Origin of the sequence: Methylorubrum suomiense, from assembly GCF_022179765.1 — a bacterium.
Taxonomy (GTDB): domain Bacteria; phylum Pseudomonadota; class Alphaproteobacteria; order Rhizobiales; family Beijerinckiaceae; genus Methylobacterium; species Methylobacterium suomiense.
In genome coordinates this window covers 263732-278652 of record NZ_BPRE01000002.1, presented here as the reverse complement: position 1 = coordinate 278652, position 14921 = coordinate 263732, and the positions used below count along the sequence as shown (strand labels likewise).

Annotated in this window: 13 protein-coding genes; 8 read left to right on the top strand and 5 right to left on the bottom strand. The window is 67.5% G+C overall.

Translation table 11 applies throughout. From position 1 onward, the window contains the following. Positions 1-68: 68 nt before the first annotated feature. From flgK to fliQ, 6 genes are all read left to right on the top strand, one after another. Positions 69-1538: a flagellar hook-associated protein FlgK gene (flgK, locus tag MFF26_RS04650; protein ID WP_238307654.1), complete on the top strand. Its 1470-nt coding sequence runs from the start codon at positions 69-71 to the stop codon at positions 1536-1538. A 107-nt stretch (positions 1539-1645) separates the two neighbouring features. Beyond that, a complete protein-coding gene (locus tag MFF26_RS04645; RefSeq protein WP_137830174.1) occupies positions 1646-2680 on the top strand; it encodes a flagellar hook-associated family protein in 1035 nt (344 codons plus the stop codon). A gap of 47 nt (positions 2681-2727) precedes the next feature. Continuing rightward, positions 2728-3078, top strand: a complete 351-nt coding sequence (flaF, locus tag MFF26_RS04640) for a flagellar biosynthesis regulator FlaF (protein WP_137830173.1) — start codon at positions 2728-2730, stop codon at positions 3076-3078. A gap of 8 nt (positions 3079-3086) precedes the next feature. Continuing rightward, complete coding sequence (flbT, locus tag MFF26_RS04635; protein WP_373324358.1) at positions 3087-3662, top strand: flagellar biosynthesis repressor FlbT; 576 nt, start codon at positions 3087-3089, stop codon at positions 3660-3662. After that, on the top strand, positions 3659-4078 hold the full coding sequence (gene flgD / locus MFF26_RS04630; protein ID WP_137830172.1) for a flagellar hook assembly protein FlgD: 420 nt from the start codon (positions 3659-3661) through the stop codon (positions 4076-4078). The genes flbT and flgD overlap by 4 nt, the downstream gene beginning before the upstream one ends. Before the next feature lie 11 nt (positions 4079-4089). Further along, positions 4090-4356 (top strand): flagellar biosynthesis protein FliQ, encoded by a 267-nt coding sequence (gene fliQ, locus MFF26_RS04625; protein WP_137830171.1) that lies wholly within the window; start codon positions 4090-4092, stop codon positions 4354-4356. 284 nt (positions 4357-4640) lie between these two features. Here the strand turns inward: fliQ and MFF26_RS04620 are convergent, their stop codons facing one another. The 3 genes from MFF26_RS04620 to MFF26_RS04610 all read right to left on the bottom strand — a co-directional run bounded on the left by MFF26_RS04620 (position 4641) and on the right by MFF26_RS04610 (position 11034). After that, positions 4641-7991 carry a hypothetical protein gene (locus MFF26_RS04620; RefSeq protein ID WP_137830170.1) on the bottom strand — a complete coding sequence of 1117 codons (3351 nt, stop codon included), beginning with the start codon at positions 7989-7991 and terminating at the stop codon, positions 4641-4643. A 195-nt stretch (positions 7992-8186) separates the two neighbouring features. Next, complete coding sequence (locus tag MFF26_RS04615; protein ID WP_137830169.1) at positions 8187-8579, bottom strand: hypothetical protein; 393 nt, start codon at positions 8577-8579, stop codon at positions 8187-8189. Positions 8580-8874: 295 nt separating this feature from the next. Then, on the bottom strand, positions 8875-11034 hold the full coding sequence (locus MFF26_RS04610; RefSeq protein WP_137830168.1) for a S9 family peptidase: 2160 nt from the start codon (positions 11032-11034) through the stop codon (positions 8875-8877). Positions 11035-11450: 416 nt separating this feature from the next. On the opposite strand from MFF26_RS04610, the gene MFF26_RS04605 reads away from it, so the two are divergent. Both MFF26_RS04605 and MFF26_RS04600 read left to right on the top strand, forming a co-directional pair. Continuing rightward, positions 11451-11888: a Ros/MucR family transcriptional regulator gene (locus MFF26_RS04605; RefSeq protein WP_137830167.1), complete on the top strand. Its 438-nt coding sequence runs from the start codon at positions 11451-11453 to the stop codon at positions 11886-11888. Between the two features lie 407 nt (positions 11889-12295). Continuing rightward, complete coding sequence (locus tag MFF26_RS04600; RefSeq protein ID WP_137830166.1) at positions 12296-13153, top strand: DUF6456 domain-containing protein; 858 nt, start codon at positions 12296-12298, stop codon at positions 13151-13153. Positions 13154-13183: 30 nt separating this feature from the next. Here MFF26_RS04600 and MFF26_RS04595 read toward each other — a convergent pair whose 3' ends face one another. Both MFF26_RS04595 and MFF26_RS04590 read right to left on the bottom strand, forming a co-directional pair. Continuing rightward, on the bottom strand, positions 13184-13615 hold the full coding sequence (locus MFF26_RS04595; RefSeq protein WP_137830165.1) for a SufE family protein: 432 nt from the start codon (positions 13613-13615) through the stop codon (positions 13184-13186). Between the two features lie 170 nt (positions 13616-13785). Continuing rightward, positions 13786-14841, bottom strand: coding sequence for a sensor histidine kinase (locus MFF26_RS04590; protein ID WP_137830164.1), 1056 nt, complete (start codon positions 14839-14841; stop codon positions 13786-13788). Positions 14842-14921: the final 80 nt, after the last annotated feature.

The window sequence follows — 14921 nt, the reverse complement described above, 5'->3', positions numbered from 1 at the left end:
GCTGACGAAGCGCGCCGACGGCGATCGGCGGCGCGCGCCCCTGCCGAAGAACGATCCGGATACGACCGATGGGTCTCTCCCTCGCCCTCAACACCGCGCGCGCCTCGTTGGCTGCCACGTCGACCCAGATCGCGGTATCGGCCCGAAACGTCGCGGGCGCGAGCGATCCGGGGTACTCGCGCAAGATCGCCGCCCTCGTGGCCAGCGGGAATGGCGGCGCGACGGTGAGCATCACGCGCGCCACCGATGCGGCGCTCTACGCCCGGACCTTGGCGGCCCAATCGGCCGCGGGCCGCGGCGAGGCCCTGCTCGAGGGCGTGACGAATCTCTCCCGCACGATCGGCGACACGGAAGACGCCGATTCGCCTGCCGCGCGCTTCGCGAGCCTGGAGGCGGCTCTGCAGGCGGCCGCCAATCAGCCGGATTCCGACGCCCTCGCTCGCGCCGCCATCGAGGCCGCCAAGGCCCTAGCGGGCAGCCTGAACGCGGCGGCGAACACCGTACACGCGGCCCGGGCCCAGGCCGATGCCGGCATGGCGGAAGCGGTCAGCCGCATCAACGATCTCCTGGGCCAGTTCGACCGTGCCAACGCGGCGGTCCGGCGGAATCTCGCCATCGGTGCCGACGCCACCGATGCCCTGGACGATCGCGACCGCATCCTCCCCGCCCTGTCGGCGGATATCGGCGTCACCGCCATCGTCCGTGACGGCGGAGACGTCGCCCTCTACACCGATAGCGGCGTGCCCCTCTACGACCGCGGCGCGCGCACGGTCAGCTTCTCCCCCACCCACACCTTTGCCGCCGATACGGTCGGTGCCGTCGTCGTGATCGACGGCGTAGCGGTGACGGGGGTCGGCTCGCCCATGCCGCTGGCCTCGGGTCGGCTCGCCGGGCTCGCGGCTTTCCGCGACGGGGTGGCGCCTTCCTACGAGGCGCAGCTCGACGCCATGGCCGGCGGCCTGATCGCCGCCTTCGCCGAGGCCGATCTCGTCGGCGTCGATGGCGGCCCGCGCGCCGGTCTGTTCACAATCGGCACCAGCGCCACCCTTCCGGATGGCACGGCGGCCAGCCGGCTCGGCCTCGCCGCGCGGATCTCGGTCAACGTCGCGGTCGATCCCGCACAGGGCGGCCAGCTCGCCCTCCTCCGCACCGGGGGGATGAACGGCGCCGATTACCGCGACCCGAGCGCGGGCAGCGATGCGGCCTATGCGGGCCGCCTGCGGGCCCTCGTCTCAGCCCTGACCGCACGGCAGACCGTCGATCCGGCCATCGGATTGGGGGCGGCGCTCAGCCTGCCCGATCTAGCCGAGGCCTCGGCCGGCTGGATCGAGGGACAGCGCAAGGACATCAAGGAAGCCGCCGCCTACCAGAAGACCCTGCTGTCCCGGGCGAACGAGGCGCTCTCGAATGTGGCGGGCGTGAACGGCGACGATGCGACCGAGCTGACGCTGCGATTGGAACGCTCCTTCGCCGCATCGGCCAAGCTCATCGCGGTCGTGAACGAACTTCTGAAGACCCTTCTCGACGCGGTTCGATGAGCCTGTGCCGCCTTCCTGATCATCCGATCGCGTGAGCCGGCCGTCCCGCCCGTCCGTCCTCTCCTCTCGCTGAAGCGGCGACCAATCCAAGGGATTTCACGCGCGCCATGATGACCACCGGCTTCATCTCCAGCCTCAACCTGTGGAACGCACCGCGCGCTGGCGTCTCACGGCTCCAGAACGAGCTGGCCGACGCTCTCCGTGAAACCAACACCCAACGCCACGCCGATATCGGCGCGACCCTCGGCGGCGGGGTCGCCGAGGCGTTCAGTTTGCGCCGCCAGAATGCGGTTTTAGCAGCTTTGACCGAGAGCAATGGGACCGCCTCGCTCCGGCTCGAAACGAGTCAGGCCGCGCTCAAGGCGATCCAGACCGATGCCGATGCGATGCTGGAGGAGCTTTTGGCTCTGTCCGTCGACAAGCGCGCGGCGGCCATCGTCACGCCCGCCGCGACCCGGCTCGCCACGCTCGCCGCCTCGCTCAACACGAGCGCCGCCGGTCAATTCGTGTTCGGCGGAATCGACACGGAGGCGCCGCCGCTGGTCCCTTACGGGGGTAGCCCGGCCTCGGCCACCAGGACGGCGGTACAGACGGCTTTGGCTGCGGCCTTCCCCTCGGGGAAGATCAATGCCACCGCGGCGGAGATGACGGCGTTCCTCGATGCGCTGCAGGCCGGGCCGTTCAGTGCAACCGGCTGGAGCCAATCCTCGGGTGCGTCGGACCAAACCTTTGAAAGCCGGATCTCGCTCTCGGAAACCGCGACGACCTCGGCCTCGGCCAATGCCGCACCGCTGCGGGACCTCGCCCTGGCCTACGTGATCGGTTCGGATATCGACCTCTCCGATTTCCCCGCGGAGGTGCAGGCCGCGGCCAGCGCCCGGATGATCGATCTCCTCGGCCGCGCCAGCCGGGGCCTCGTGCAGATGCAGGCAGATCTCGGCATCAGCCAAAGCCGCATCACCGAGGCCAACCTGCGCATGGACAAGCAATCCAAAATCCTCACCAATCAGATTTTCTCGCGGGAAAATGTTGATCCGGTCGAGGCAAAGTCCCGCGTCGATGCACTGAATACGCAAATTCAGATGTCCTACGGACTGACGGCCCAAATGCGCAACCTCAACCTCATAAATTACCTTTCGTAGCTACGTCACGCACGCGATTTACGAAAGATGACGGAGTATCGGCCCCGATGTATCGCCTGTCCTATTCGGAAATCCTGGAGGACGCACCCGATCTCGGCCGTGAGCGGGAGCGCGAGGCCTTCAATCGCGCCCTCGATCTCCTCCGCTCCGCCGAGGCGCGCGGACCGCAGGCCGTCGCCGAGCGCTCGGAGGCGGTCGGCTACGTCCAGAACCTGTGGAACCTGCTGGTCTCGGACCTGCTCGATCCGGAGAACGGTCTGCCTGACGGCCTACGGTCGGACCTCGTCTCGATCGGGATGTGGACCATGCGTGAGGCCGGCGCGGTCCTGACCACCCCCGAGCGCAGCCTTTCGGCGTTGATCGAGGTCAACACCTCGATCCGCGACGGTCTCAGGTGAGGTCGGCCATGCCACGGGGGAACGGCAAGACGGAGAAACCGTCGCAGCGATCGACGGCCCGGACCATGCACCTCAATCTGCGGGCCGGGGAGCGCGTCTACATCAACGGCGCCGTGGTGCGGACCGATCGCAAAGTCACCCTCGAACTGATGAACGACGCGACCTTCCTGCTCGAAGGCCATGTCCTGCAGGCCGAGGAAGCGACGACCCCCCTGCGCCAGCTCTACTTCGCGGCCCAGACGATGCTGATCGATCCGGCCCAGGCCGCGCTCGCCCGTACGATCTTCGAGACCTTGCGAGGCGGCATTCTCGCCGCAACGTCGGAGTCCATGATCGTGTCCGGACTGACGACGGCGCACACCTTCGTCGAGGCCGGTCGTCCGTTCGAAGCGCTCAAGGTGATCCGCGCCCTTTACAAGGCGGAAGCCGCGCTGATCGACGGCGCGCAACCCGCGCCGATCCTTCCGGCCACCCTCCAGCCCTCCGACCGGATCGAACCCCGCCGACCAGCCAGTCGGACCCACCGCACGGTGCCCAACCCCGACCTGAAGGTCTCCAGAATGGCGGAAGAAGTCAGCCCATGAACATTCTGAACAGCACCGACAGCGCCACCGCCTCCTCTGGAACCAGCACCGCGGCAGCGGCCAAGGCCGCCACATCGGTCGCGTCCAAGCTGAATGCGGACACGTTTCTGCGCCTGCTGATGGCTCAATTGCAGAACCAGGACCCGACCAAGCCGATGGATTCGACCGAGTATGTCGGTCAGCTCGCGGCCTTCTCGCAGGTCGAGCAGGCGACCAAGACCAATCAGAAGCTCGACTCGCTGCTCTCGGCAAGCTTCCTCGATCAGGCGGACGCCATCATCGGCCGCACCATCACGTCGAGCGACGGAACGATCTCGGGCGTCGTCGGCTCGGTGCGCGTTACGAGCGATGGGGCCATCGCCAAGCTCGCCGATGGCCGGGAAATGCTCGTCGCCTCCGGCATCTCGATCCGCTGAGTCCGGGACGGATGAACGAGGTCGATGCACTGGAACTGGTCCGTTCGGCGATCTGGACCGTGCTGATCGGTGCCGGTCCCTGCGTCGGCGCCGCCATGCTGGTCGGCATCGTCGTGGCCCTCCTGCAGGCGCTCACGCAGATCCAGGAAGTGACGCTCACGTTCATCCCGAAGATCGTCGCCATCCTGCTGGTCTTGCTCGTGACCGGCACCTTCGTCGGGGGACAGATCCACGCCTTCGCGGAGATGACCTACGGGCGGATCGCGACAGGATTTTGAGCGGACAATCGAGCAGGGGCGGGACCGGGCATCTGAAGCTGTCGAGACTTGCCGCCCGGTCCCTCAAAGCCTCGACCTTGGGAAGGACAAAAGCTTCGACTTAAGTTCATATCACAATATCGATATCGCCGTGAGGGCGAAAACCGATTTGGACCACTCGCGCGTGGCCCTGTTCACCGCTTTCAATCGCCAAGCTTCCCGATGGTTCCCTTCGCAGCGGCATCCGGGACGGTGCGAGCGGGGAATTTTGTTGTAAATGCAGACTATTCAGCCCTCGGTGGAACTCATCCTGGCGGCTGCGCCCCCGGAACATCGGCCCGCGTGCCCGGCGCCTCACTGCCGCGCTCCGGGACGGCGGTTTCGGGATAACGCTTGCGGTACTCGGCGAGGAAGGCGGCCAACGTCTTGGCCTTCGTCGCCTTGAGCGCGGCGTCGCGGAAGGCGAGGCTGCGGACGGCATCGGGACGTGTCAGCATCGCGAAGGTGCGGGCATCCGCGCTTTCGGCCATGGGGCCCGAGAATTTGGCCTTCAACCGCTCGAGACCCAAGCCCTCGCCCGCGAGGCCGTAGGCGATGGCGGCGCGGATCACGTCCCCCTGCGCCGCTTCGTCGAGCGGCTTCCCGGCCCGCCATACGGGTCCGAGCAACAATTCATGCGCCTCTCCGGCCTCGCGCCAACGCCGAGACGCCCACAGAATGTCGGCGCGGAGGCGCTCCGCATCGGTGCCGGTCTCACCCTCGATCGTCTCGAGCGCCAGATCGGTGCGCGACAGATCGGACAAGGCGCGCGCGCGCAGCAGGGCACGGGCCCGACGCAGATCCTCGGGCAGGCCCGGCACATGCGTGGCGTCCAGCGTCGCCAGAGCCTCCAACGGCTTGTTGGCCATCAGCCGGATCGTCGCCAAGCGTGCGGACACGGACGACCGGGCTGGGCCGCTCAAACGGTGATCGATCTGGTATTGCAGCAGCTCATCGGCCGAATCGAGCAGATCGAGCGCCACCAGCCGGTCGGCGAGCTTCCGCACGATCTCGTCGGCCCGCCGTCCGGGGGGCGCGAATTCCTTGAAATCGAAATAGAGCGCCAAGCCCTCGATCCCACCGAGCTTCTCGGCACGGGCACCGAGGAACAGATCCTCGAACACGGTCTGGACGCGTTCCCGGAGAGCTCGGATCGGGGAGGCGTCGGGGGCCAGGGCGACGCCGCGGCGCGCAATGCTGAACATCTTACGCCAGCGGCCCGCCTCCTCGTAGAGCGTACCCAGGGCGGCGATGGTGCCGATCTCGGTCGGGCCCCCGTGCCATGTGAGCTGCAAGCCTTCTAGACGGTCGATCGTGTCGGGTTCGGCCGTCTTGCTGAGCGCATGGCCGAGCGAGCTCGCCCGCAAGGTCGCCGCCGCCGCCACGGGCCAGATGGCCTGCTGGCTCAGGGTTTCGTAGGTCGCGAGCGCGGCGGTGACGCGGCCGGTGGCCTCGTCGATCCGGGCCCGCAACAGGGCGATCCGGTCACGCATCGCATCGCTCGCCCCACGGCTCGCGGCGGACGAGGCGCGGGACGCCTCTTCCCAGTCGCCCAGTTCGATCGCGGTTTCCGCCGCGACGACGTTGAACTGAGAGACGATCTCATCGGGATAGCGCCGCAGCACGGCGGCGGCGGCCTGGAATGCGGTTCGCGCGTCCTTCCATCGCCCGGCCTCCGCATCGAGCAGACCGCGCCACAACCGCGCCTCCGGGTTGTTGGCGAGCGGGCTCGCCGTCAACAGCGGGCGGGCTTCCTGAAACCGCCCCATCCGCGTGAGCAGGATGCCGCGCATCAATCCGGTCAGCGGATCGCCCTCGATCACCACGTCGTCGCGGGCCGCCGTGCTCAGGGCTCCCAGAGCCTCGGCGTCGAGCCCGTTGGTCATCAGGATCTTGGCCAGCGCGAGATGGCGTTCACCCCGTTCGCGACGGCTCGCTTCACTGACACGATCGAGGGCGTCGCGGAGTTCCGTGCGGACGTCACCGCGCCGGTCCCGCTCCCAGGCATCGTTGTCGATCACCAGCCGGGACACGGCACCGACCGGCAGATCGGCAGGGCGCAGGCTCGCGGCAGCCGCCATGACATTGTCCGTGCCGGACAGAGCCATGCCGCCCTCACGGCCGATGATGACGCCGTCGAGATCCGGGTGGACCGTCACATCGTCGGCAATGGCGAGCACCGCGAGGCCGACCCGGCTCGGGATCAATTCGAAGTCGACGAAGCGCTGAGCCTTCGCGACCCCCGCCCGCGGCAGGCCCTCGGCGGTGACGACGGCGATGCGCTCGCCGTCGAGATCGAGCCAGCCCGCCGGGCCGACGCCGGGCAGCGGGACGGCGATGTCGAGCCGCTCGCGCTGGGCCTGGCGCCGCTGCGCGGTCAGGCTCTCGCTCGGCATGGTGCTCTCACCCGAGACCAGTTCCCACCCATCCGGCTCGGCAACTGGGAAGAGATCGACGAGGCGACCGGCGGGCTTGGTGAAGCGCAGAACGGTGAAGCCGTCGCTGACCACGGGCGCACCGAGGGCGACGAGGTCGGCCGGGCCCTTGGTCGGCAGCGCGACCGGATCGGTCGTGGCGAAGACCAGCGTGACGATACCGGCCCGCTCGAACAGGGCGGCCCCGACCCGCTTGGTGAAGGGGAAGACGAAGCCCGACCCCGCCTTGGGATAGGTGGGCTCGACGGTTCGGGCCGGTGCGGCGGAGGAAACGGGCTTCACCGACGCGGCGGGTTCCGGGGTTTGCGCCGAAGCTGCAGCCGCCGGAGAAGCCGCGACCGGAGCGGCCGGCACGGCCGGGAGTTCGGCCGGCTTGATCGGTTTCGTCAGGAAATCGATGGTCAGAAGGTCGCCGTCTCGGGCCGTGGCGATCGAGACACCCTCGGCCGGCATGGCGAGGATGCGGGCTTCTCCGCCCTCGGCCGCGACGGACACGCGGCCGAGCTTCGGATCGAACCGTCCCCGAAGGCTGCGGTCGTCGATGCGCCAAGCGCCGGGCAGCGTCAGCCGCGTGCCCGAACCTTGCGGCGTGAAGGCCGCCGCGCTGCCTTCGGGCAGGTTCAGGCTGAGCCGGGTCCGCACCGCATTGTGCGACAGCTCAAGTTCCAGGGGACGGTAGACCGGCGGGGGCGTCTGCGCCTTCAGACGCGCTTCCGCAGCGGCGGCCCGACGGGCGAGATCCGCCACCACTTCCGGCGGCAGCGGTGGTGGGAAGCCGCTCCAATTGTCGGGCAGAAGATCGACGAAGACCTGCTCGGCGGCATCTTGGACGTTGATCCGGTAGCCTTTCTGAAGCGCGAGGCGCATCGCCGAGCCGTCCGGGTCGCGCCGCACCGCTGCGACGTAATCCGGCATTCCGGCAGCGATCCGCTCCGGACCGGCGGTGACCGCCTCGCTGAACCCCAGCACCAGGACCGCGCCGGACAGCTTCGCCTTGACGGCGACGGGGGCATCGAAGGTGAGAACGATGCGGCCGTAGCCCTCTGACTGGCTGCCCTTGGCGGCGACGAGCTTGGCGGCTTCGGCCGCGGCGGCGGACAAGCAGAGGCCGAGCGCGAAACCGGCCCGCAATGCGGTCCGAACCGGCCGTAGACGCGGCGCTCGCCCGGACCCTCCCTCCATCGCCCCCGCCCAACCTCACGGCGGTACGGACCGAACCGGGCCCGCACCGCCATACGCCACTCGTGCCGGGCACTCTCGCGCAACGCGGTGAATGGGCGCTTAAGGCGCACGAACCTCGTGGCAGCGCTCGCGAGGAACCTTGGCTGGGCTTTTGGAAGGCTCGAGCGAACGAGACTTCAGAAGCAGCGGGGCCGATCAGGAGGCCTTGCGCAGGACGAGGCCGGGAATGCTGGTTCCCTTCTCGCCGAACAATTCGGCCGCCTTTCGGCAGCTCTCGTCGACGTTCTTCCGATAGGCCTCGGTGTAGCTCATGCTGCGCATCAGCAATTCGCCCTTGGAAATCGCATCGATGTCGACCCCCATGGCAGCGACGACAGCCTTGAAGCGCTCGTAATCGGGCCGGACCTCCTGGCAGGATTCACCGACGAAGCGGATGAGTCCGGCGAGCTTCGCCGCATTGGCATGCTGACGGTCGGGCTCAGGCTTGGCCGCCGGCGCCTCCGTCGTGGAATTCTTGGGGGCCTCCTGAGCGCTCACCGCCAGCGGCAGCACGAAAAGAAAAGCCGCGGCGGCGGTGCGATGCTTCATGGGCGCGTTCCTCTCTCACGACGGACTTATTATTCCGCCTTTATTGTCGATAGCCGCAACGTAGCAGAGATCGTCCGAGATTTCCGCACGATCATCGCGTCGGGTGTCGATGCAGGCTGCGCATCGATCACGCCATGACTTGGCAGCGTCTTTTTCCGATCGCGCGTCGTCGACCGACCCCCATCACGCGCATCCCCCCCCGCGCGGGAGATGGTCTGGCCGACCGGGCTACCGAATTGGAATTGAAGCGCGGGACTGTCCGGGACCGTGGAGAGGGCCCCGGACAGGCAACACGTCAATGTCCGGCCTGCACGCCGTCCTTGGCCGCCGCCGACGCCATCAGGGCGAAGGCGTAGATCAGCCCCACCTCCTCCAAGCGGTCGAAGCGGCCGGCGGCGCCGCCATGGCCGGCCTCCATGTTGATCTTGCACAGGATCGGGCCACCCCCGGTCATGGTGGCGCGCAGGCGTGCGACCCACTTCGCCGGCTCCCAGTAGGTCACGCGGGGATCGGTCAGGCCGCCCAGCGCCAGGATCGCCGGGTAGTGCTTGGCGGCGACGTTGTCGTAGGGCGAGTAGGACAGGATCGTCGAGAACGCCGCCTCGCTCTCACCCGGATTGCCCCATTCGGGCCATTCCGGAGGGGTCAGCGGAAGGTCGGCATCCAGCATGGTGTTGAGCACGTCGACGAAGGGCACGTCGGCGACGATGCCGGCGAACAATTCGGGCGCGAGATTGGCCGCCGCCCCCATCAACATCCCGCCCGCACTGCCGCCATGGGCCACGATGCGCCCCTGGGCGGTGTAGCCCGCCTCGATCAGGGCGCGCCCGCAGGCGACGAAATCCGTGAAGGTGTTGGGCTTCTTCTCGCGCTTGCCGTCGAGATACCAATTCCAGCCCTTCTCGGTGCCTCCCCGGACATGGGCGATGGCGTAGACGAAACCACGGTCGACGAGGCTTAGGAGATTGGTGCGGAAGGCGGCCGGCATCAGCGTGCCGTAGGAGCCGTAGCCGTAGAGCAGCAGGGGCGCCGAACCGTCCAAGGCGAGATCCCGACGGTGGATCAGCGAGATCGGGACCGTCTGGCCATCCTCCGCGGTAGCGAACAGGCGACGTGTCACGTAGTCGGCGGGTTCGTGGCCGCTCGGGACGCTCTGGCGCTTGCGCAGGATACGGGCCCGCGTGACGCAATCGTAATCGTACGTCTCGGAGGGCGTCGTCATCGACGAGTAGACGAAGCGGATGCGGTTGGTCTCGAACTCGTAGCCCGGTAGCAGGCCGAGCGAGTAGGCCTCCTCGGCGAACGACACCGTGTGCTCCTCACCCTTGAGGTCGCGCACGACGATGCGCGGGAGGGCGTTCTCCAGTTCGAGGCGGACGAGGTGGTTTCCGAGCACGTGAAGGTGTCGGATCATGACACCGGGGCGGTAGGGCACCGCGTCGACCCAGTGGGCGCGCGCGGGCGTCTCGAGCGGACAGGTGACGATCTTGAAATCCACGGCCCCGTCCGCATTCGTCAGGATGACGAGATGCGAGGCCCAGTGTTCGACGGAGTAGATCAGGCGATTCTCGCGGGGCGCGACGACGGTGAGCGCAGCCTCGTCGTTGGCACGGTCGAGGAGGTGGACTTCAGCGGTCTCGTGATCGCTCGCCGTGATCGTGAGATAGGTGCCCGACTGGGTCCGACCGATATTCACGAAGAAACCCGGATCGGCCTCCTCGTAGACGATCGTGTCCTCGGCCTGATCGGTGCCGAGGCGATGGCGCATCACCCGGGCCGGACGGTGGTTCTCGTCGAGGGCCACGTAGAAGAACGCGGTACCGGCGGCGTTCCACACCGCGTCGCCGGCGGTGTTCTCGACGCGCTCAGGGCGATCCGTCAGGGTGTCGAGGTCGCGCACGCGCAGCGTGTGGAGTTCCGAGCCCTTCGTGTCGGCCCCCCAGGCGAGCAGACGGTGATCGTCGGAATGGGCGGCGCCCGAGATCTCGAAGAAGGCGAGCCCTTCACCTTCGCGATCACCGTCGAGCAGGATCTCCTCTCCGGTCTCTCCGTCGCCCGCCTCCTCGGCGATGCGATGGACGGTGCGCGGGCGACGGCAGATCAGCGGGTGCTGCCCGCCCTGACGATGCCGGGTGTAATAGGCGAAGGGGCCGTCCGGATCGGGCACCGAGCCGTCATCTTCGCGGATCCGCCCCCGCATCTCCGCCACCAGAGCCTTGCGCAGGTCGCCCGCCCAGCTCAAAGCCGCCTCGGCATAGGCGTTCTCGGCTTCCAGATAGGCGCGGATATCGGCGGGCAGCGTCGAAGGATCCTTCAGGACGTCGCGCCAATTCTCGGCCTTCAACCACGCGAAGAGATCCTCGATCTGTCGGCCGTGCACCGTGAAGGTGTGGGGACGCGCCTCCGCCTTCGGGGCGTCGGCGGGCAGGGTGAACGGGGGGATCGCGAGGGTCATATCCAGGCCTGAGCATCGTGTGCGCCGGGTGTGCCGCGCGCGACGCTCGCCCGCAAGACGCCAACGGTCGCGGACTCGCTTCGCAAGACCAGCGAATATCGATTCGGCGCACTCGCCAATGCGTGCAAAAAACCGAACTCCGCAGGCATTGCGAATGTCAATCGATCGTCTCCCCAAGGCGATGACCGTGTTGGGGAAACCATGCGCATGACACATCCTGCATACCCGGCCTGTCTTGCAGGTCTAATTTAAGTGCTCTAATTGGAGCGCGTGATTGCGGGGGGCGTCACACTCAATCGAAGACGTGCGGGCCGCGCGCACAGAGCCGCCCTTTCCTGCTCGAACTCAGCGTCGTTCTTGGGAGACGGTCGCGCTGCGTCGTGTGCGGGCACCGCATCAAGGGACAGTATCGAACCATGAACGAAACCGAGACGCCGGTCGACTTCGTCGTCCTCACGGCCGACATCGTCGCTGCCTACGTCAGCAAGAACCCGGTGCCGGCGGGAGAGCTTGGCCACCTGATCGGCGCGGTCCACGGCGCGCTGCTGCAGATCGGCACCGGTCAGGTTGCGGCCAAGATCGAGCCCAGCGAGCCGCAGCAGCCGGCGGTGCCGATCAAGAAGTCGGTCCAGCCCGATTACATCGTCTGTCTGGAGGACGGACGGACCTTCAAGTCGCTCAAGCGCCATCTCCGGGCGAAGTACAACATGTCGCCGGAGCAGTACCGCGCCAAGTGGGGCCTGCCGCCCGAGTACCCGATGGTCGCGCCGAATTACGCGAAGGCTCGCTCCGACCTTGCGAAGGCGATCGGGCTCGGCCAGCCCCGGCCGGGCAGTTACGACGAGGCGGCTTGACCCCGAAAACCTCGGTCACCTCCGGGCCTGCGCTGACCGATAGACCGAAGCATTTCTGAGCATCGAACAGCCCGTCGCACCGAGATCCGGGGCGGCGGGTTTCTTCTTGGGCCGGGCCGACTCACGTTATCAACAGCGAAGTCCGCGGCCATCGCTCAAGGCATTTTGCAGTCCGACGGAGCTTTGCCGGCCAATGCCAGTGTGATTTCCACTCGTCCTTGCGTCGTCGCGTGCGCCCTGTACGGCAGCGCGTGCATCATTGCTCGATCCCCCGTTGCGAACGACGGTTTTGGCCGGCAGAACACAGCGTGACGCTGCAACCCAGAGGCGCAGCGCAAGTGTGTCAAGGCTTGTATTAGGATCATTGTCCTTTAGCCTTCGGATGTCGGTGTCTCTCGGGTGGCGCGATGGCTATAGAACAAAACACGAACAATCTTGATGACGCGGTGGGGCGCGGGCTTGGTCGCGAAGCGGAACGGTTGCTGGCGGCTCTGGCACCGGAGGGGGCCTATGCCTTCCCGGATCCATCGATGCCGGAGACGCTGATCGTGCGCGGGGGCGGTCGAGGCGTCTCCCTCGGGGCCGGACGATTTCCCGCGAAGGCTGGGGAAGCGCTGGTCGCCGCAGACCTCGTTGCCCGCGACGACGGACGCCGCAACCGTCTCGTCATCGGCGCCGCCGGCCGTGCCCGGCTTCGGCGGGCGATGGAGCCGCGGGACGAGGCGTTCCGATGGCAGCACCTCGCCCCGATCAGGGAAGGGTCGGGCTCCGAGGAGCGGCTGCGCGATGCCGCCGAGAGCCCCCTTGCCTGGATGGCGCGCCGACGTGGCCGCGACGGCGAACCGATGATCGATGCGGCTGCCTTCGCGGCAGGCGAGCGGCTGCGCGATGACCTCGCCGCAGCGCAGATGCTGCCGAGCGTCACTGCCGATTGGTCGGCCCAGCGGGTCGATGGCGGAGGTCCGCGCGACCCATCGGCGGCGACCGACCGAACCATCGCGGCGCGCCAGCGCGTCGACCAAGCCCTCGCCGCCGTCGGGGCCGATCTTTCAGGCCTGTTGATCGATCTCTGCGGCTTCCTGAAAGGGTTGGAGCGGATCGAGGCGGAGCGCAAATGGCCAGCCCGGTCGGCAAAGGTCGTCGCGCGCATCGCCCTTCGGCGGCTGGCGGAGCATTATGGAATCGAGGTGCAGGCCCGTGGCCCCGAGCGCGGGCGGACGCGGCTGTGGCGTGCCCGAACCGAGACGGGGGATCGAGAAGACTGAGCTGTTGCGACGGTGAGGGTCGGCCGCTTGTCAGGCCTGCGCCGAGGAGAGGCGTCCCGCATCCCGATGAATCCGCTCCACCATGGCACGCACGCCGTTGGAGCGCTTGGAGGTGATGTGGGCGCCGAAATCCAGCCGCTTCAGCAGCTCGAATCCATCGGCGGAGAGCGCCTCTTGGGGGGTCCGGCCGCTGTAGAGGGCGACCATCAAAGCGACGAAGCCCTTGACGATATGGCTATCGCTGTCGCCTGCGAGGGTCAGGCGCGGCGCATCCGCCGCCCGGTCGACGGAGACGTCGAGCCAGACTTGGCTCTCGCAGCCATGGACGCGATACTGATCGACATGCCGATCGGCCGGCAGGGCCGGCAAAGTCTTGCCGAGTTCAATCACGTACTCGTAACGATCCATCGGATCGTCAAGAATTTCGAAGTTTTCGATAATCGTGTCGAGGTTCGGCAGCATGGCTCACGGAGGATGCGAGGGGACCCGCCCGATATAGGCCTGATGCCCGCTGGAGCCTAGATCGCCCCCCTGCGTGACAAAAGCCGCCCCGAACCTGGAACGAGGCGGCGCGCCGGTCACATGCGTCCCGCCGGTGACCTCGTCCCAAAGGATTGGCTCGCGACGGGCCGTTACGACCCCGAGGGTGCCGTGACGGGTCGAACCTCGGGGAGTTGCAGAATGAGCGGGTCGGCGGTGGTGGCGGTGCCGCTCACCGCGATCTCCGCCTGGGCGGCATAGGCGGCGATCAGCCGGGGGCCGAGCATCGGTACACCGGGCTTTCCCGCCGCCGCGGCCTCACCACTTCCCGAGATGATGGTGAGGCGCACGGGTGCGCCGACATCGGCCTCGACGGCGATGGCAATGGAGCAGCTCACCGTCTCAGTGGTGGCATCGAGACATTCGGCGACCACTTCCGCCACGATCATGCCGAGGGCATTGGCCGTCCGGGGCTCCACGAGACTCGTGCCTGCCCCCTCAACCATCACCCCGATGCGGCCAGGCCGACGGAGGCTGCCGAGCCCGGAGGCGAGTCGGCGAAGGTAATCCCTGAGATCGATGGAGGCGATATGGGGCGCCTCGTGCAAGTGCTGCTGCACCAGGGCGATCGCCCGCACGCGCTGTCCGAGCGCATCGAAGCTCCCGCGACAGGCTTCCGGCGCCGCACGACCGTAGAGGCCGATCAGGCTGACCATCACCTGAAGGTTGTTGCGGACCCGGTGATAAATCTCGGCGAGCAGCGTCTCCTTCTCGATGAGCGCGCGCGCCGACTCTTCCTCGGCGTTCTTGCGGTCCGTGATGTCGAAGCAAGAACCGAGATAGCCGTGAAATTCGCCACCATCCTGGAGCGGTCGCCCGGTATCGAGCAACCACCGATAGGCTCCGTCATGTCGCCGGAGCCGGTACTCGATGGTGAAGGGGATACGGGCCTCGAACGCCGCCGCGACGATGCGGGCATGACGCTCGAAATCATCAGGGTGAAGCCCCCGACGCCAGCCATCATCGAGTTCGTCGTCCAGCGAACGCCCGGTGAACTGAAGCCAGGACTCGTTGTGATAGACGCTCCGGCCGTGATGGTCCGTGCGCCACATCATCAGCGGCACGTGGTCCGCGAACCGGCGAAAGCCGTCGCCCAAGTCGAACGGACCCGACCCGTGTGTCGCCTCCGATGGAATCTCCGCTGCCATCCGGTGTGTTCGCTCTGCCTGACGCCTCGAACGCGCCGTTTCGCGGGTTACGCGCCGTTCAACGTACGCGAACAAGGCCC